This is a genomic window from Virgisporangium aliadipatigenens (assembly GCF_016863615.1).
Classification (GTDB): Bacteria; Actinomycetota; Actinomycetes; order Mycobacteriales; family Micromonosporaceae; genus Virgisporangium; species Virgisporangium aliadipatigenens.
The window spans coordinates 1-17,047 of record NZ_BOPF01000074.1 but is presented as its reverse complement, the minus strand read 5'-3'; the positions used below and the strand labels follow the sequence as shown (position 1 = coordinate 17,047).

The 17,047-nt window shown below is 70.9% G+C and carries 16 protein-coding genes and 1 tRNA gene; 14 read left to right on the top strand and 3 right to left on the bottom strand.

Annotated features, from left to right (window positions below; translation table 11 throughout):
* The first annotated feature begins 49 nt into the window (after positions 1-49).
* The 4 genes from Val02_RS46065 (at position 50) to Val02_RS46050 (ending at position 2,697) form a co-directional block, all read left to right on the top strand.
* Positions 50-1,234, top strand: a complete 1,185-nt coding sequence (locus Val02_RS46065; protein ID WP_203905723.1) for a DNA polymerase III subunit delta' — start codon at positions 50-52, stop codon at positions 1,232-1,234.
* 106 nt (positions 1,235-1,340) lie between these two features.
* Positions 1,341-1,667 carry a YbaB/EbfC family nucleoid-associated protein gene (locus Val02_RS46060; RefSeq protein ID WP_203905719.1) on the top strand — a complete coding sequence of 109 codons (327 nt, stop codon included), beginning with the start codon at positions 1,341-1,343 and terminating at the stop codon, positions 1,665-1,667.
* Positions 1,668-1,717: 50 nt separating this feature from the next.
* Complete coding sequence (locus tag Val02_RS46055; RefSeq protein ID WP_203905718.1) at positions 1,718-2,023, top strand: hypothetical protein; 306 nt, start codon at positions 1,718-1,720, stop codon at positions 2,021-2,023.
* Complete coding sequence (locus tag Val02_RS46050; protein WP_203905717.1) at positions 2,023-2,697, top strand: hypothetical protein; 675 nt, start codon at positions 2,023-2,025, stop codon at positions 2,695-2,697. Before Val02_RS46055 ends, Val02_RS46050 begins: the two co-directional genes overlap by 1 nt.
* 71 nt (positions 2,698-2,768) lie before the next feature.
* On the opposite strand, the gene Val02_RS46045 is transcribed toward Val02_RS46050, so the two are convergent.
* Entirely contained in the window at positions 2,769-4,331 is a 1,563-nt protein-coding gene (locus tag Val02_RS46045) for a hypothetical protein (RefSeq protein ID WP_203905716.1), read from the bottom strand.
* A 274-nt stretch (positions 4,332-4,605) separates the two neighbouring features.
* On the opposite strand from Val02_RS46045, the gene Val02_RS46040 reads away from it, so the two are divergent.
* Complete coding sequence (locus Val02_RS46040) at positions 4,606-5,436, top strand: PSP1 domain-containing protein (RefSeq protein ID WP_203905715.1); 831 nt, start codon at positions 4,606-4,608, stop codon at positions 5,434-5,436.
* A gap of 110 nt (positions 5,437-5,546) precedes the next feature.
* On the opposite strand, the gene Val02_RS46035 is transcribed toward Val02_RS46040, so the two are convergent.
* Positions 5,547-7,409, bottom strand: a complete 1,863-nt coding sequence (locus Val02_RS46035) for a metallophosphoesterase (protein ID WP_239153851.1) — start codon at positions 7,407-7,409, stop codon at positions 5,547-5,549.
* Between the two features lie 104 nt (positions 7,410-7,513).
* On the opposite strand from Val02_RS46035, the gene Val02_RS46030 reads away from it, so the two are divergent.
* The 9 genes from Val02_RS46030 to Val02_RS45990 all read left to right on the top strand — a co-directional run bounded on the left by Val02_RS46030 (position 7,514) and on the right by Val02_RS45990 (position 15,606).
* Positions 7,514-7,590, top strand: a tRNA-Thr gene (locus Val02_RS46030).
* A gap of 91 nt (positions 7,591-7,681) precedes the next feature.
* The gene (locus tag Val02_RS46025) at positions 7,682-8,809 is read left to right on the top strand and encodes a flavin-containing monooxygenase (RefSeq protein WP_239153850.1); all 1,128 of its coding nucleotides are present in this window, start codon (positions 7,682-7,684) and stop codon (positions 8,807-8,809) included.
* Positions 8,810-8,949: 140 nt separating this feature from the next.
* Complete coding sequence (locus Val02_RS46020; protein ID WP_203905714.1) at positions 8,950-9,609, top strand: LOG family protein; 660 nt, start codon at positions 8,950-8,952, stop codon at positions 9,607-9,609.
* A gap of 27 nt (positions 9,610-9,636) precedes the next feature.
* On the top strand, positions 9,637-10,626 hold the full coding sequence (locus Val02_RS46015; RefSeq protein WP_203905713.1) for a thymidylate synthase: 990 nt from the start codon (positions 9,637-9,639) through the stop codon (positions 10,624-10,626).
* A 110-nt stretch (positions 10,627-10,736) separates the two neighbouring features.
* Positions 10,737-11,219, top strand: a complete 483-nt coding sequence (locus Val02_RS48055) for a hypothetical protein (RefSeq protein WP_239153849.1) — start codon at positions 10,737-10,739, stop codon at positions 11,217-11,219.
* A 133-nt stretch (positions 11,220-11,352) separates the two neighbouring features.
* Positions 11,353-11,814 carry a MarR family winged helix-turn-helix transcriptional regulator gene (locus Val02_RS46005; protein WP_203905712.1) on the top strand — a complete coding sequence of 154 codons (462 nt, stop codon included), beginning with the start codon at positions 11,353-11,355 and terminating at the stop codon, positions 11,812-11,814.
* A gap of 2 nt (positions 11,815-11,816) precedes the next feature.
* Positions 11,817-13,412, top strand: a complete 1,596-nt coding sequence (locus tag Val02_RS46000; RefSeq protein WP_203905711.1) for an MDR family MFS transporter — start codon at positions 11,817-11,819, stop codon at positions 13,410-13,412.
* Between the two features lie 101 nt (positions 13,413-13,513).
* Entirely contained in the window at positions 13,514-15,142 is a 1,629-nt protein-coding gene (locus tag Val02_RS45995; protein WP_203905710.1) for a fatty acid--CoA ligase, read from the top strand.
* Positions 15,139-15,606: a hypothetical protein gene (locus tag Val02_RS45990; protein ID WP_203905709.1), complete on the top strand. Its 468-nt coding sequence runs from the start codon at positions 15,139-15,141 to the stop codon at positions 15,604-15,606. The genes Val02_RS45995 and Val02_RS45990 overlap by 4 nt, the downstream gene beginning before the upstream one ends.
* Here Val02_RS45990 and Val02_RS45985 read toward each other — a convergent pair.
* Positions 15,591-16,826, bottom strand: coding sequence for a cation:proton antiporter (locus tag Val02_RS45985; protein WP_203905708.1), 1,236 nt, complete (start codon positions 16,824-16,826; stop codon positions 15,591-15,593). The genes Val02_RS45990 and Val02_RS45985 overlap by 16 nt on opposite strands.
* Positions 16,827-17,047 lie beyond the last annotated feature (221 nt).

The window sequence follows — 17,047 nt, the reverse complement described above, 5'->3', positions numbered from 1 at the left end:
ATTGTGCGCTTGCGGTTCAGGGCGCCGGGTCGCGAAGCGGGCCGGTGTCATGACCGTCTGGGCGGACCTCGTGGGGCAGGACGCCGCGATAGAAACGCTCTCCCGGGCGGCGCGGGCCGCACGGGCGGTGGTCGACGGCGAGTCGGTGGAACCCGGCGCGATGACCCACGCGTGGCTGTTCACCGGCCCGCCGGGCTCGGGGCGCTCGGTGGCGGCGCGTGCCTTCGCGGCCGCGCTGCAGTGTCCCGACGGGGGCTGCGGGGTCTGCGCGGCGTGCCACACGACGCTCGGCGGGACGCACGCCGACGTGCGGTTCGTCGTTCCGGAGGGGCTGTCGATCAGCGTCAGCGAGATGCGCGCGCTGGTCCTGCGCGCGGCGAGCAGCCCGACCCAGGGGCGGTGGCAGGTGCTGCTGGTCGAGGACGCCGACCGGCTCACCGAGGCAGCGGGGAACGCACTGCTCAAGGCGGTGGAGGAGCCTCCGGCCCGAACGGTGTTCCTGCTGTGCACGCCGTCGACGCATCCGGACGACATCTCGGTGACGATCCGTTCGCGCTGCCGCGTGGTGACGCTGCGCCAGCCGCCGGCCGAGGCGGTCGCCGAGGTGCTGGTGCGCCGCGACGGGATCCCGCCGAACGTGGCGACCTGGGCGGCGTCGGCCGCGCAGGGGCACGTGGGCCGGGCCCGGCATCTGGCGCGGGACCCGCAGGCGCAGAGCCGGCGCGAGGCGGTGCTGGCGGTGCCGCGCCGGTTGACCGGCGTCGGTGCCTGTTTCGACGCCGCGAACGCGCTGATCGAGGCGGCGGAGAGCGAGGCGGCCGCGTCGACGTCGGCGGTCGACGCCAAGGAGAAGGCGGCGCTGGAGACGGCGCTCGGCGCGGGCGGAACGGGCAAGGGCGCCGCCGGCGCGGCCCGCGGCACCAAGGGCCAGATCACCGATCTCGAACGGCGCCAGAAGACCCGCGCCACGCGATCGCAGCGGGATGCGCTCGACCGCGCTCTGGTCGATCTGGCCGGCTTCTACCGGGACGCGCTGGTGTCCTCGGTCGGTGCTCCTGTCGCGCCGGTGCACGCGGACGTGGCCGGGCAGAGCGCCGCGGCGGCCCGCCGGTGGTCGCCGGAGAGCACGTTGCGCCGGCTGGAGGCGGTGTTGGAGTGCCGCGCCGCCATCGACGCGAACGTCAAGCCGCGCATCGCGGTCGAGGCGATGATGCTGGCGCTCTGGCGCGGTTAGGCCTGCCGGTTATCCACAGGGTCGCGCAGTTTTCCACAGGCCGGTCGTTCGGGCTTACGCGTGACGGCCCGGTGCCGTACGGTTTCGGACCGGGAGGGCGAATCGGATGGGGCGGGAGATCGACGAAGCCTGGATCGAAGAGGCGGTCGAGCGCTACCGGCTGATCGAGCAGCGCACCGCCGAGTTCGAGCGGGCGGCTAAGGCGGCCACGGTCACCGTGACCTCGCCCGACGGCTTGGTCGAGGTCGTGGTCACCGCCGACGGCACGATCAAGGACGTTCAGATCAACGGCTCGTTGCAGGGCCGGACGGGCGCACAGGTCTCGCGGTCGGTGCGGGAGGCGGTCGTCGCCGCCACGGATGCCGCGGCGTGGGCCCGGCAGAAGTTGCACGCGGAGACGTTCGGCGAGTATCGGCCGCTGCTTCCGGGCTGAGCGCCGGTCCGGCCGGCGGCGTGCGGGTGCGTGCGGACGGAGGGGGCGCAATGCGCATCGGACAGTTGGCCGACCGGCTGGAGGCCGCCGGTGATCGCCTGGCCACGGGCGCGGGAGCGGTGTCGGACGCCGATCCGGGCGCGGGGGCGTTCGGGGCGGACGCGGTGGGGCGCTGCGGCGATGTGGGCCGGATGCTGCACCACCGCTGGGGTGCAGCGTTGACGGCGCGGGCCAGGGAGGCGGCGGCGCACGGGGCGCGGTTGACCGACACGGCCGACGCGGTGCGTTCGGCGGCGGAGCGTTATCAGGAGACCGATCGCACGGCGCGGTCGGCGCACGACCTCGAGGCGTTGTGATGGACGTTCTGGATCGGGTCGCCGAGGCCGCGCGGGATCTGTTGGGGCGGGTCGACGACGCGCTGAGCGAGGGCGGTGCGCCCGCCGACCACACGATCTGGCCGCTGCTGCGGCACATGGGCGCGCTGCCCGGCGACGTGTTCGAGGCGTTCTGCGCGTTGCGGCCGGAGCCGGTGCGCACGGCCGGCCTCGATCTGCGGCGCCGCGCCGAGGGCTATGCCGACGAGCGGGCCGAGCTGGACGCCACGGCCGCCGCGGTGCGCTGGGAGGGCGACGCCGGGGCGGAGTTCGGGGCGCGGTGGCACGCGCTCGGCGGCTACCTCGGGACCGCGCCGGAGCCGTCCGAGGAGACGATGGCGGGCCGGCTCGCGGCGACGGCGTCGTACGCCGACGAGGTGGCGCGCTGGACGGTCGACGCCCGGGTGGCGATGGCGCACACCGTCGCGGAGGCCCTCGGGTCGATGGAGGCGGTGCGGCTGCGGACCGCCGGCACGGCGGGTGCGGAGGCCGCCGCGGCCACGATCGGGGCGCTGGTGCTGGAGACCGCGCGGGAGCAGCTGGACGCGGTCGAGTCGGTCGCCGACCGGTGGGCGCCGGTCCTGGGGGACCTGCAGTTCCGCCCCGGTGCCGAGCCTGTGGGCCGGACCGGGGCGGAGACCCGCGTTTCTCTGTAGCGGCAGGTCCTGCCGATCATGCCGGCCCGTGGCCGTCGAGCCGGGGCCCGGCATGATCGACAGGCTGCGGGTTATGCCTCGGTCGGGCCGTTGCCGGCGCCGCGTCGGCGGGACGCCACCATCAGCAGGCGGCCGACGATCACCAGCACCACACCCGCGCCGATGAACCCGGTGATGTTCATGCCGGTGACCGGCAGCTTGCTCTTGGCGTTGACCGGCGTGGTGCGCGGCGCGGGCGGCTGCGTCATCAGCGGGGTCTCGCCGTTCGGCTCCTCGCCGGCCGGTTCGTCGCCCTGCTGGCCGGGCGGGCCGTCGTAGCCGCCGTGGCCCGGCTTGCCGGCCGTCGCGGCGACCTCCATGGTGCCGAGCGCAAGGTCGAGCAGGGTGGTGGTGTCGTTGCCGCAGACGAGCACGAGCTTGAGCCGCAGGGAGATCGCCTTGGCGTGCACGCCCGCGTCGTTCACCTCCTTGCTGAGTTCACCGGCGGTGAGGCGCAGCACGACGGCGGACTTGCCGGCCGGGGTGCTGAGCGGGGCGGTGTTGCCCAGCAGGCCACCGACGGCCGGAACGCCCTGGAGCGGGTTCAGCCCGGGCAGGGCGGGCGGCTGTGCGGAGCCGGCGCTCGGGTCGACCCCCAGCTTGCCGCCCTCGACGGGTGCGGGCTTGCCGGCGCCGAGCACGCCGTTCAGGGTGCCGCTGAGGTCGCCGGCGCCGACGATCGGTGCGAGCAGTTCGGCGAGGGCGTTCGGGGCGGCGACGGGCATGCCGTTCGGCACGAATCCGCCGTTCACCGGCACGGCGAGGTCGACCGACTCGGCGGCGTTGTCGAGGAGCTCGACGCGCCCACCCGGAAGTTCGACCGAAAGCTTGGGAGCGGAGTAGTCCACGACGGACCGCTCCTTGGTCCCGCCGGCGACGACGCGCAGGACGGGCTTGCTGACGACCTTGACCTGGACGGCCCCGAGCAGCGACAGGTTGGCGAGGTTGCTGACGCTGACGGCCTCCGCCCCGGTGCCACCGCGGTGCTTGATCAGCGCGGTGCGGGCGCCGGAGCCGATGTTGTCGCCGGCCTGGAGGACGGCCCGCGGCCCGGGCAGGACGTGCGCGTCGACGAGCGCGGCGGTGCCGTTGGACTCGGCGCCCGCTTTGGCGTCGCAGCGCCGGTTGTCGTGGTACTTGGCGCCGGCGGTGAGCTCGCCCGCGCCGATGCGGCCGACGGAGCCGAGGTCCACCTTGGCCAGCGTCTTGTGGTCCGGGCCGGGGTGCGACGGCGGCGCGATCTGGTACGCGGTGAGGTCGAGCGGTCCGGTGATCTTGGTGCCGAGCACGCGCGCCTGGCCGTACCGGGCCTGCGCGGCGCTGAAGCCCTGTTCGCCGCTGAGTCCCGCGCGCGCGGCGGCGAGCTGAACGTCGGCGGTCGGCGGCAGCTGGATCCCGAGCGGGCGCAGGTCGAGCAGGCGAAGGGTCAGAACGTCGCCGGCCGAGGCGGCGCCGTACTTGGCGCATTCGGGGTCGCTGTTCGGCGTGGCGGCCGCCGGAGTGATCGATAACGCGGGCGCCACCAGGGCGGCCAGCAGGCCGGTGGTGGCGGTCGCGCCGAGCAGGCGGAGCCGTCGGGACAGCGGTTGCGTCATTTGCTGGTTCCTCTTCGAAGCGGGGGTACGTTTCGCGGCTCCGGGCACGGCGAAGCTCCGGCCGGGTCAGGCCGGAAGGGCGACTTCACAGAGACCGGACGCCGCTCGGGCGTGCCTTCGAGGGCTGCAACGAGAAGATCCGCGACGGGGTTACGGCGCACTCCGCCGCATGAAGTAACGACTGACCGAAAAAGCGGATACGTCCCTTTTGCTCATTCTTGTGAGTGACCGCTCGACGGATCGCTCAAAACGGAGTCACGGCTACAGTTGCGTGATGGGCATGCTGTGCGCGGTCAGTTTCAACCGGTATGGCCGGCTCTACTACTTCGACCCGGGAGACTTCAGCCCCAAGGTGGGTGACCGCGTCCTGGTGCCCACCGAGGACGGGCCCGAGGTCGCCGAGTGCGTCTGGGCCGCCCAGTGGGTCTCCGAGGACACCGCCGGCGCGCCGCGCCTGGTCGGGCTCGCCGGCCCCGAGGATCTCCAGCGCGACGAGCAGCTGCGCAAGCGCAAGGCGGAGGCGAAGGTCGCCGCCAAGAAGCTGATCCGCGAGCACGATCTGCCGATGAAGGTCGTCGCCATCGACCACGTGCTCGAGTCCGGCGGCGGGCCGCGCACCACCATCTACTTCACCGCGCCGCACCGGGTCGACTTCCGCTCCCTCGTCCGCGACCTCGGCGCCACCCTGCACTGCCGCGTCGAGCTGCGCCAGCTCTCCGCCCGCGACTCGGCCCGCGTGCAGGGCGGCATCGGCTCCTGCGGCCGCGACCTGTGCTGCGCCACGTTCCTGACCGACTTCGAGCCGGTCACCATCCGCATGGCCAAGGACCAGGACCTGCCGCTCAACCCGCTGCGCATCTCCGGCGCCTGCGGCCGACTGATGTGCTGCCTCAAGTACGAGCACCCGCTGTACCAGCAGTTCCAGGCCTCCGCGCCGGCCGTCGGCACGCGGGTGTCCACACCGGACGGTGACGGGCGGGTCGTGGGGCACAGCGTGCCGCGCGACTCCGTCGTGGTCCGCCTCGACGCGGACGGGTCGCGCTGCTCGTGCAGCCGGGCGTCCGTCTGCGGGCCCCGCAAGGCGCACGACGAAACCTATTCATAGAGCTTTGTTTACGCGCGTCCGTCGTGGGCGCGACCGCCCGCTCCCGCGCGCACCGCTCCGGGCCGATCCGCCTGCGGCGTGATCGACCGCTCCGCTGCCGGGTCCGTGGGTTATCGGATCTGGATCGGGTCCTCGGCGAGGGTGTACGCGATGGGCTTCTCCGGCTCGATCCAGGGCTCGTGCGGGGCCCCCTCGGGGTTGGCGCGCCACTTGCGGGAGACCCGTTCGACCGCGACGGGGTAGATGGTCAGGGTGCCGTCGCGGTCGATGTGCATGCGCAGGAAGCTCTTGGCGTCGAAGATGCCCTGCGCGGCGAAGAGTTCGTTGACGTTGACGTCGAGGGTGCTGGCGATCAGCAGGTACCCGCCGACCACCCAGCCGGCCAGGACCGCCACCACCGGCAGGTAGGTGACCGTGGCGGCCAGCAGCGGCAGCGGGAACGGCAACCCGAACAGCGGCAGGTGCAACCAGACCCACGCCCCGGCGGCGGCGAGCCCCAGATGGGCCAGCCCGTGGCCGATGCCCAGCGTCCAGTGCTCCCACCCGCGTTGCTGCCCCGCCTTCGGCACCGCGAACGCCGTCGTGCTGCCCATCACGAACACCACCAGGATCCCCAGCGGAATGGTGATGAGGCTCTGCGCGACCCCGCTGCCCACCCGCTGCTGCGCGTTGGCGAACGCCAGCATCAGCAACATGTGCAGCATGCCGATCACCGTCACGAAACCGCTGTTGCGCAACGGCAGCCGGCTGAACACCCCGGCCGCGAACCGGCGCGAACGCTGCCGCGTCGGATAGGTGGCGGCGAGGGTGTGCTTGCGGCGGGGGCTGTCGCGCTGGACGACGTTCTCCGGCGGCGGGACGACGACCTCCTTGGGTAGCCGGTGCGTCGGGAAGAGGTAAGCCCCACCGCCGCCGCAGGTGATGAGTTCGCGCTCCGGGTGGGTGTAGCGGGCGTAGTGGTGCAGGTCGCCGGCGATGATCACCCGGATCTCCGCGCCGGTGGGCTTGAGGATGCGACGGATGAAGTAGTCGATCGTGGTGTACGCGGCCGGTTCGTGCACCCAGTTCGGCGAGGGCGGACAGAGGATCACCCGGTCGCCGGGGTCGAGCCGGGTGGCCATCTGCCGGAAGTACCGCAGCTGCGGCTCGTCCAGGTAGGCACCGAACTGCACGTCGATCGCGAACAGCCACCAGCGGTGCGGCAGCCGCAGCGCGAAGTAGGAGCGGTGCTGCCGGGTGCGCCACCCGCCGACGTGCCCCTCCTCGACCCGGGCGAACAGCCGCAGGAACGCCGTGAGCCCGTCGTACCAGTCGTGATTGCCCGGCAGCGCGTACAGCGTGGGGCGTGGCCCGTCCGGCGGCACCTCGGGCAGGGCCGCGCGGTACGGCCCCTTGAACCGGTTCTCGTACTGGGTGCCGCTCGCCGTCGGGTACACCTGGTCGCCGCCCATGACCACCACCGACGCCCGGGGCAGCACATGGCCCTCGGCGTTCAGCTCCCGCTGGGCGAGCAGGTACGCGATCGAGTACGTCCCGTCGAACCCGTCACCGAGGTCGGCCACGTAGTCGAGCCACAGTTCCTCGGGTTGGTCGGCTCCTTCGACCGGCAGCCGCTCGTCGTAGAGGTCGGCGACCAGTGCGTCCTGCAGCTCGCGCTTGTCGAGGTAGGCACCGAAGAGCTCGGCGAGCAGCACCCGGACGGCCGTCCCGGCGAGCAGCACCGGATTGAGCCACGGAACGGGCGGCCGCGGCGTGAACCCCAGGTCGTACGGGTCGAGGCTGGCCGGGCGTACCCGTCCGGGCGCGGGCTCCTCATCGGGCGGAAGCGCCGGTCCGCCCCCGATCGGGGAGCCGCCGATCGCCTGGTCCGCACCGGCGGTCAACGGCGGAGCCGCGACGGCGGGCGGCGCCTCGACGGGCGGCGGGGTGTCGGGCCGGGTGGCGTCGGGAGTGGCGGCATCGTCGACGTTCACCCGCTGAACTTACCCCTGGGGATCAATGAACGTCGGTGCGTGACGCGCCATGGGTAAACCCCTGGACCGCGGCCCGGGAGCGTCGCGTACACTTGTCACTCGTTGCCGCCTTAGCTCAGTCGGCCAGAGCGACGCACTCGTAATGCGTAGGTCATCGGTTCGATTCCGATAGGCGGCTCCATCGAGCCCCGATCAGCATCCGCTGGTCGGGGCTCGTATTTTCCCCAGCCTCCGGCGCACATCACGGACGCGTTGTCGAGCAGAATTCACCTATGGAAAACCCTACGGGTGTGACGGTGATCGGCGCCGGCGCCGCCGGCCTCGCCGTGGCCGCCCGGCTCAAGGCGCGCGGCGTGGACAGTGTCGTGCTCGAACGCGGGCCGGGTGTGGCCGCGAGCTGGCGTGGCCGCTACGACCGCCTGCGCCTGCACACCACGCGCCGGCTCTCCGGGCTGCCCGGCCTGGCGATCCCGCGGGAGTACGGCCGTTGGGTCAGGCGCGACGATCTGGTGCGCTACCTGGAGGCGTACGCGGAGAAGTTCGGCCTCGACGTGCGCACCGGCGCGACGGTGGAACGCATCAAGCCCGGCTCCGACGCCCGCTGGTCCCTGCGGCTGGCGGACGGCTCCGAGCACACCACGCGGACCGTGGTCGTCGCGATCGGCTACCTGCACACGCCGGAGATCCCGGAGTGGCCGGGCCGGGAGGAGTGGACGGGCACGCTGATCCACTCGGCGCAGTACCGCAACGCGGAGCCGTTCCGCGGCAAGAACGTCCTTGTGGTCGGCATCGGCAACAGCGGTGCGGAGATCGCGTCCGACCTCGCCGAGGGCGGCGCCGCTTCGGTCAGTCTCGCGATCCGCACGCCGCCCTACATCGTGCGGCGCGCGAAGGCCGGCTGGCCGGCGCAGCTCAGCGGCATCCTGATGGGCGGCCTGCCGGAGCGGATCCTCGACCCGATGGCCGCCGTGATGTGCCGGCTGGAGACGCCGAACCTCAGCCGCTACGGCCTCGCCCGGCCGACCAAGGGGCTGAAGGAACGCCTGCGCACCGAGCGCACCGTGCCGCTGCAGGACGTCGGCATCATCCGGGACATCCAGACCCGGCGGGTGCGTCCGGTCGCCGCCGTGCGCGGGTTCACGGCGACGTCGGTGCGGTTGGCCGACGGCACGAGCGTCGAGCCGGACGCCGTCGTCGCGGCCACCGGATACGTCACCGGCCTGAACGAGCTGTTCGACGACCCGTCGTTGTTCGACGCGGACGGCATGCCGCTGGTGCACCGGGGCGAGGCGGCCCGGCCGGGTCTCTACTTCGTCGGGTACGACGTGACGCTCGGCGGCATGCTGCGTCAGGTCGCCCGCGAGTCCCGCATCGTGGCCGACCGAATCGTCCGGTCCTGACCCGTGGCGGGTGCCGCTATACCCCCGATTGAAAGATGATCACGCGCCGATTAAGATCGAAACATGGTCACGTTCGGATTGATATTCCGTCAGCGGCCGGTCGTTGCACAGTTTTTCGATATCGCTAGGGGTCGGAGCGCATGACCGGTGTCGCGGAAGAAGGTCGTGTCGCGGCCGAACTGGAACGCACATTTTCGCGCCTGAATGAGACGGCCGAGGCGATCCGGTGGCGTACCGGCTATTTGCACAGTCCCATTGTCAGCGTTTTCGGCTCGGCCCGTACGGCGCAGGACGATCCGGCGTACTGGGAGGCGCGGCGGCTCGGTGCGCTGATCGCCGAGCGCGGCTGGACGGCGATGACCGGTGGCGGGCCGGGCATCATGCAGGCCGTCGCGGACGGCGCCGGTCCGGACAGTTCGCTGGCGGTGCGCATCGAACTGCCGGGTGAGGCGCCGGAGCGTCCGCTGCCGCCGGAGCGCACGATCGTCATGGGCACCTTCTGGAGCCGCAAGATCCTGATGTCGCACGACATCGGCGGCGCGGTCTTCCTGCCCGGCGGCATCGGCACCCTGGACGAACTCTTCGACTACCTGGTGCTGCGGGAGACCGGTCGACTGCGCAGGTGCCCCCTGGTCCTCCTCGAACCGCCGGGGACGGGCTTCTGGACGGCGTGGCGGCAGTTCGTCGGACAGGAGCTTGTCGACAACCGGTTCGTGGACCGCGATCTGTTGACTCACGTCGATATCGTCAACTCGGCCGAAGGGGCCGTAGAGATCCTTGCAAAAAGCCTGGATCAGTAATAGTCGTAGCATCGAACGGGGAGATTGGTGCATTCATTCGACGATTTTCATGCGGCCTATCTGAGTATTCTCCAGGACGCGTACAAAGACTACGACTACGTCAACAAGCCGCGCGGCAATCTCAGCCGGGAAAAGCTCGGGGTCAGTTTCGTCGTTCGTGACCCCATTCAGCGGCAGGTCATGTCGGCGGCCCGTCGCGCCAACATCGTCTTCAATTTCGCCGAGGCGCTCTGGTACCTGTCCGGCAGCGACCTGCTGGAGCCCATCGCGCACTACGCGCCCTCGATCCGCCAGTACAGCGCCGACGGGGTCACGCTGCCGGGGACCGCATACGGGCCGCGCATCATGTCGGTCGACGAGACCGGCACGACGCAGTGGGCCAACGTGGTGGCGGAGCTGCGCCGGGATCCGGACTCCAAGCGCGCGATCCTGCAGATCTTCCGCAACGACGAGATCGGTATCCCGGGGAACATCGATGTCGCCTGCACGCTCGCGCTGCAGTTCCTGGTGCGGGAGGGCCGGCTGGAGGCGATCGGCTTCATGCGGGCCAACGACGCGTACCGCGGGCTGGTCAGCGACTACTTCTCGTTCACGTTCATCCAGGAGGTGCTGGCGCGTGAGCTGGGCGTCGAGGTCGGCGCCTACCACCACCACGTGGGTTCGCTGCACATCTACGAGGACGACTGGCCGCGCGCCGAACGGGTGCTGAGCGAGCCGGCTCCCGCCGCATCGGTGCCCCGCGACCGCTTCCCGGTCATGCCGGCGGGCGACAACTGGCCGCACATCCACCGCGTTCTCGCGCTGGAGGCGGTGCTGCGCCGCAACGAGGCCACCCGTGCGGACCTGGGTGAAGCGCTGGCGGACCTGCCGGAGTACTGGGCCGATGTCGTCGCCCTCTTCGAGCTGCAGCGCCAGGTGACGTTCGAGGGGCGGATCCGCGCGGAGTCGGTCAGTGGCCTGCCGCCGGTGTACCGGTGGCTGGTGGAGCAGAAGTGGGCGGCCCGGATCGTTTCGTGACGCAGAGTGCGCGTCGGGGGTGGCACGTTCCCGGGATTCGCATGATCTCCAGGGCTCGTAGATTGATCTCATCAACGCGGAACACGCAGCTTGAACTGGAGATATAGACAATGAGCGAGTACGACATCCCGGCCGAGGACACCACCCCCGAGGTTGAGCCCAACGTGATTGTCGCGGAGTACACCGACGGTTCCACCGCGGTCTTCGTCGACGAGAACGGCGACGGGTTCGCCGAGGCGGTCGCCGTCGACGAGAACGGCGACGGAGAGTTCGACCGGGCGTTCGTCGACGCGGACGGCGACGGCAAGCTGGAGACCGAGCTGGTCGACACCGACCGCGACGGCGAGCCGGACCTGCTGGTGTCGGACACCAACGGCGACGGTCGCGCCGACTTCGCCGCCCAGGACACCAACGGCGACGGGCTGGTCGACGTGGCCGCCCAGGACACCGACTTCGACGGTCGGGCCGACGTGGCCGCGCAGGACACCGACTTCGACGGCGACGAGGACGTCGTGATCGGCGACACGAACGGCGACGGGCAGTTCGACACCGCCGTGTACACCGACCCGGCGACGAACCCGTACGTTCGGTAAATAAACGACCCTGAGGGCCGGACGCGACATGCGTCCGGCCCTTAGCTTTTTCCCAGGTGACCTAAATTGCGTTGCCTCGCGCGGCCCGAGCCCTAATGCTTGTACCAAGCAAGTATCCGTCACGGAGGGCGACGTGGGCGACAGGGACGACGAGGACGAGTACACGGCCATCACCCGTGAGCTCGGCATGTTCCTGCGTCGGGCCACCCGGTTGCACGACCGCCGCGCGGATCCCCAGGGCCACGTGCTGGACCGGGCGGCGTTCCTGCTGCTCGCCCGCATCGTGACCGGGGGGCCGTCGCGGCCGTCGACGCTCGCCGTCGAGATGGGGATCGACCTGTCGGTGGCCAGCCGCCAGGTGGCCGCCCTGGAGTCGATGGGCCTGGTGCGGCGCACCGTCGACCCGGCCGACCGCCGGGCCAGCCTGATCGCCGTGACGGGCCAGGGGGAGGAGCTGTTCCGGCAGAAGCGGACGGCGTTCATTTCGCTGCTGCGGGGTCTGCTCGCCGATTGGACTCCGGAGGAGCGAGCGACGTTCGCCGCGATGCTGGGACGCTTCAACGCGGCCTTCGCCGCGTACGACGAGGGGAAATAGCAATGGGCACGACGTTGAGCCGGCGGCAACTGCTGCTGCTCATGAGCGGTCTGATGACCGGCATGCTGCTGGCCGCGCTGGACCAGACGATCGTGGGCACCGCGATGCCGACGATCATCGGCAAGCTCGGCGGGATGGAGCACTACTCCTGGGTGGTGACGGCCTACCTGCTCGCGTCGACCGCCTCCACGCCGTTGTACGGCAAGCTGAGCGATCTGTACGGGCGCCGGCCGCTGCAGATCTTCGCGATCTCGACGTTCCTGATCGGGTCGCTGCTCGCCGGCATGTCGCAGAACATGACGCAGCTCATCGTCACGCGCGGCATCCAGGGCATCGGCGCCGGCGGCCTGATGACGCTGGCGTTCACGATCATCTCGGACGTCGTCCCGCCGCGTGAGCGGGGCCGCTACCAGGGCCTGTTCGGGGCGGTGTTCGGGCTGTCGTCCGTGGTGGGGCCGCTGCTGGGCGGCTACTTCGCCGAGCACGACTGGCGCTGGATCTTCTACATCAACGTGCCGCTGGGCATCGCGGCGCTGGCGATCTGCTGGGTCGTGCTGGCGGCCGTTCCGACGCACAAGCGTGATCACAAGATCGACTGGGCCGGCGCGGCACTCCTGGTCACGGCCGTGAGCTCGCTGCTGCTCGCCCTCTCCTGGGGCGGCACCGAGTACCCGTGGGGCTCGGGCGAGATCATCGGGCTGTTCGTCGCCGCCGCCGTGCTGACCGTGGCGTTCGTCCTCGTCGAGACGCGGGCGAGCGAACCGGTCGTCCCGCTCACCTTCTTCAAGATCCGGTCGTTCTCGCTGGCCACCGCCGGCACCGCCGTGCTCGGGTTCGCGATGTTCGGGTCGATCATCTATGTGCCGCTGTACCTGCAGATCGTCAAGGGCTCCACGCCCACCGAGTCGGGCCTGCTGATGCTGCCGATGATGGCGGGCATCATCATCGCCTCGGTCGTCTCCGGGCGGGCCATCAGCAAGATCGGGAAGTTCAAGTGGTTCCCGGTGGCGGGCACGGCGATCATGGCGACCGGGCTCGTGCTCATGACCACGCTGCGGGTGGACACGCCGCTGTGGCAGACGTTCATCTACATGGCGATCATCGGCGCCGGGCTCGGCAACGCGATGCAGCCGCTCGTGCTGGCCGTGCAGTCCAAGCTCCAACCGAAGGACATGGGCGCCGGCACGTCGACCGCGACGTTCGGGCGGTCGCTCGGGGGCGCGCTGGGCGTGGCCGTTCTGGGCACCGTGCTGACCAACCGGCTCACCGACGAGATGTCCAAGGTGCCCGGTGCCGGAGGCGGTGGCGGCGGTGCCATGTCGATCAACGAGCCGGAGAAGATCCTCGCCCTGCCGGAGCCGATCCGGGTGGCCATCCAGACCGCGTTCGTCGACGCGCTGCACCCGGTCTTCCTGGTTGCGGCCGGTGCCGCGGTGCTCGCCGTGCTGTTCGCCCTGGCGCTGCCCAACACCGAGCTGCGCTCGCACCTGCCGACCGAGGCCCGCGCCGCCGGTTCCCGCGACACCGACCGGGCCGCCGACGAGGGCGAGGCCACCGCGGAGGCCGACGCCGCGCGGATCGAGGCTTCGGTCATCTGAGGGAACGTCCTACCGATCCAACCGCACCATCGCGGCGGGTCCCGCAAAAGGGCCCGCTGCGAAGTGTTTCCGGCGGGCTACCGAGCGACTAACTTCGTGCCATGAGGAGCACGATGATGGTGACGCCGCTCACAGTGGCGCGGATGTTCGACTACGGTGGCACCGTCCACGGACACAACGTCGTCAGCACCTGGACCGGCGCGGGCACCCGCCGCACCACCTTCGCGGAGCTGCTGCGCGACGGCAAGCGGCTGGCCAACGCGTTACGCGGGCTCGGCGTCACCGGCGACCAGCGGGTTGCGACGTTCCAGTGGAACAACGCCGAGCACCTCACCGCCTACTACGCCGTCCCGGCGATGGGCGCCGTCCTGCACACCCTCAACCTGCGGCTCTTCCCCGACCAGGTGGCGTACATCGCCAACCACGCCGAGGACCACGTCGTCATCGTCGACTCCTCCCTCATCCCGCTGCTCGCCCGAACGCTGCCCGAGATGAAGACCGTCGAGCACGTGATCGTCACCGGCGACGGGGACGTGGCTCCGCTCGGCGACCGGGTGACCGTGCACCGGTGGGACGAGCTGCTCGCCGGCGCCTCCGACGAGTTCGAGTGGCCGGAGGTGGACGAGAACGACGCCGCCGCCCTCTGCTACACCTCCGGCACCACGGGCAATCCGAAGGGCGTCGCCTACTCGCACCGCTCCATCTGGCTGCACTCCATGCAGGTGTGCATGACGGAGGGGTTCGGCATCTCCTCGGGCGTGCGCGAACTGGTGATCGTGCCGATGTTCCACGCCATGTCGTGGGGGATCCCGTACGCGGCGATCATGTCCGGCGCCGAACTGCTGCTGCCCGACCGGTTCCTCCAGGCGGAGCCCATCGCCAGGATGATCGAGGCGGAACGGCCGACGCGCTCCTCCGCCGTTCCCACCATCTGGGGCGACCTGCTCACCTACCTCGACACACACGGCGGAGACGTCAGCTCGATCAAGGAGGTGACCGTCGGCGGATCGGCCTGCCCGCCCGCGATGATGCACGCCTACCAGGAGCGCTACGGCATCCGGATCCTGCACGCGTGGGGCATGACCGAGATGTCGCCGCTCGGCACCATCGGGCGCACCCCGCCGGGGATCTCCGCGGAAGAGGAGTGGAAGTACCGCTACACCCAGGGGCGGGTGCCGGCCGCCGTGCAGGCCCGCATCGTAGGGCCGGGTGGCGACGTGATGCCCTACGACGGACAGTCCGTCGGCGAACTGGAGGTCCGCGGCCCGTGGATCACCGGGCGGTACCTCGGTGAGGACGGGCCCGACCCGGAGAAGTTCTCCCCCGACGGGTGGCTGCGCACCGGCGACGTCGGCCACCTCACGCACAACGGCTACCTGACGCTCACCGACCGGGCCAAGGACGTCATCAAGAGCGGCGGCGAGTGGATCAGCTCCGTCGACCTGGAGAACGCCCTCATGGCGCACCCCGCCGTCCAGGAGGCCTGCGTCGTCGGTGTGCCCGACGAGAAGTGGGGCGAACGTCCGCTCGCCACCGTCGTGCTCCGCCCGGAGGCCACGGCGACCGTGGAGGACCTGCGCGCGTTCCTCGGCGAGACGGTCGCCAAGTGGCAGCTGCCGGAACGGTGGGCGTTCATCCAGGAGGTGCCGAAGACCAGCGTCGGTAAATACGACAAGAAGCGGGTCCGGGCGCAGTACGCCGACGGCGACCTGTCCATACTCGGCGGGTGAAACGCGGGACCAGGATCGTTCTGTTCATCGCCGGGCTGGCGACGATCTGTTCGGTGGGCACGTGCGGGATCGCCATCGCCGCCGCCGACAGCCTGCCGGTCATCGCCGGGTGCACCGACCGGGGCGCCGAACCGGACGTCTCCGGTGTGCTCGACGACGTGCGGCGCATCCGCGAGGAGGTCCCCGGGCTGTCGCAGGCGATCAGCGGCCACTACCGGTGGCGGGAGACGCGGCCGCGCACCTGCCCCGACCTGTACCCGATGACATACCGGTACGAGGGGTTCGCGGTGCTGCCGCCGGACCTGTCCTCGGAGTTGGCCGCGCGGGGGCAGCCGGCCGTGCTGCCCTCGGTGCCCGAAGCGCTGCGGGAGTACGCGCCCGCCGGCGCCACGTGGGTCAAGGTGGACGAGCTGTACCTGGACCCGGCGAGCCGGACCGTGTGGTTCGACTACACCGAGGCCTGATCCAGCCGCTTGTCCAGCCGGCGCATCACCGGCGTGGCGGCGATCCCGTGCACCACCACGCTCACGACCACGACGAACGCGGTGGTGGCCCAGACGAGTTCCTTGTCCGGGATCGTCGCCTCGGCGGTCGCGTACGCCAGGTAGTAGAACGACCCGATCCCGCGGATGCCGAAGAACGCGATGACGGCGTGCTCGCTCCTGGTTCCGAGGGTGTCGCCGCGCAGCGACAGCCACGCCACGAGCGGGCGGACCACCAGGAGAAGAGCGAGCCCGACCGCCGCCGCGCGCCAGGTCAGCGGCGCGAGCAGGCCATGTACGACGGCCCCGCCGAGCAACAGCAGCAGGAGAACGGTGAGCAGGCGCTCGATCTGCTCCGCGAAGTCGTGCAGCACCTGGTGGAAGCTGTGGGTGCGTTCGGAGGCGCGGATCGACACCGCACACACGAACACGGCGAGGAAGCCGTAGCCGTGCGCCAGTTCGGTGACGCCGTACGCCAAGAACGTGGCGGCCAGTGCCACGAAACCCTCGGAGTGCTTGGCGAGTCGGATGTTCTCGTTGCTGGCGCGGAAGAACAGCCGGCCGAGCAGCCAGCCGCAGCCCAGCCCCAGGAGCAGCCCGGCGGCGAGCTTGTACACGACCTCGTAGCCGAACCATCCCGCCAGGCCGCCCCCGGTGGCGAGCGTGATGGCCAGGTAGACGAACGGGAACGCCAACGCGTCGTTCAGCCCAGCCTCGGAGGTGAGCGCGAACCGGACCTCGTCCTCCGAGTCCTCGTCCTCGGTCGGCTCGCCCACCTGCACGTCCGAGGCGAGCACCGGATCCGTCGGGGCCAGCGCCGAGCCCAGGAGCACGGCGGCCGCGGGCACCAGCCCGGCCCACCACCAGCCGAGGAGCGCGGTCGCCGCGATCGTCACCGGCATCGCGAACGCCAGCAGCCGCCACGTCGACGACCAGCGCCGCCACCCGATCCGGCGGTCGAGTTTGAGCCCGGCACCCATCAGCGCGATGATCACGCCGACCTCGGTGAGATGTTCCGCCACCTCGGGATGGGCGAGCGGGTCGGGAGCCGGCAGGTCCAGCGGGAGCGCGAAGACCAGCACCCCCAACCCGAGGAACGCCACGGGCATCGACAACGCACGCCCCTCGAGCAACCGCGGAAGAAGCCCGGCCAGCAGCGCGCCGACGCCGGCGACGGCGAACGCGAGATCAGCGGTATCCATCAACGCCCCTGATCTCCCAGCGACTGATCCCTAAACCGCCGTGAGCTCACACCCGTGCGACGACGACCGCCGTGACGCCGCACGGGTGTGAGTTGGGTGCGGACGTGTGAGCTCAGGGAGATCATCCGGCTAGTTGACCTCCGTGAGCTCACACACGTTGAGTGGCCGATACCCGCAAGGGAGTGCACGCGGACGTGGAAGCGGAGCGGTGCGGCTGGGAA

Coding starts and splice junctions, on each gene's coding strand:
- Val02_RS46020 (WP_203905714.1), top strand. CDS start 8,950: ATGACCGGTGTCGCGGAAGAAGGTCGTGTCGCGGCCGAACTGGAACGC.
- Val02_RS45995 (WP_203905710.1), top strand. CDS start 13,514: ATGAGGAGCACGATGATGGTGACGCCGCTCACAGTGGCGCGGATGTTC.
- Val02_RS46060 (WP_203905719.1), top strand. CDS start 1,341: ATGGGGCGGGAGATCGACGAAGCCTGGATCGAAGAGGCGGTCGAGCGC.
- Val02_RS46040 (WP_203905715.1), top strand. CDS start 4,606: ATGGGCATGCTGTGCGCGGTCAGTTTCAACCGGTATGGCCGGCTCTAC.
- Val02_RS46055 (WP_203905718.1), top strand. CDS start 1,718: ATGCGCATCGGACAGTTGGCCGACCGGCTGGAGGCCGCCGGTGATCGC.
- Val02_RS48055 (WP_239153849.1), top strand. CDS start 10,737: ATGAGCGAGTACGACATCCCGGCCGAGGACACCACCCCCGAGGTTGAG.
- Val02_RS45985 (WP_203905708.1), bottom strand. CDS start 16,826: ATGGATACCGCTGATCTCGCGTTCGCCGTCGCCGGCGTCGGCGCGCTG.
- Val02_RS46050 (WP_203905717.1), top strand. CDS start 2,023: ATGGACGTTCTGGATCGGGTCGCCGAGGCCGCGCGGGATCTGTTGGGG.
- Val02_RS46000 (WP_203905711.1), top strand. CDS start 11,817: ATGGGCACGACGTTGAGCCGGCGGCAACTGCTGCTGCTCATGAGCGGT.
- Val02_RS46025 (WP_239153850.1), top strand. CDS start 7,682: ATGGAAAACCCTACGGGTGTGACGGTGATCGGCGCCGGCGCCGCCGGC.
- Val02_RS46045 (WP_203905716.1), bottom strand. CDS start 4,331: ATGACGCAACCGCTGTCCCGACGGCTCCGCCTGCTCGGCGCGACCGCC.
- Val02_RS46065 (WP_203905723.1), top strand. CDS start 50: ATGACCGTCTGGGCGGACCTCGTGGGGCAGGACGCCGCGATAGAAACG.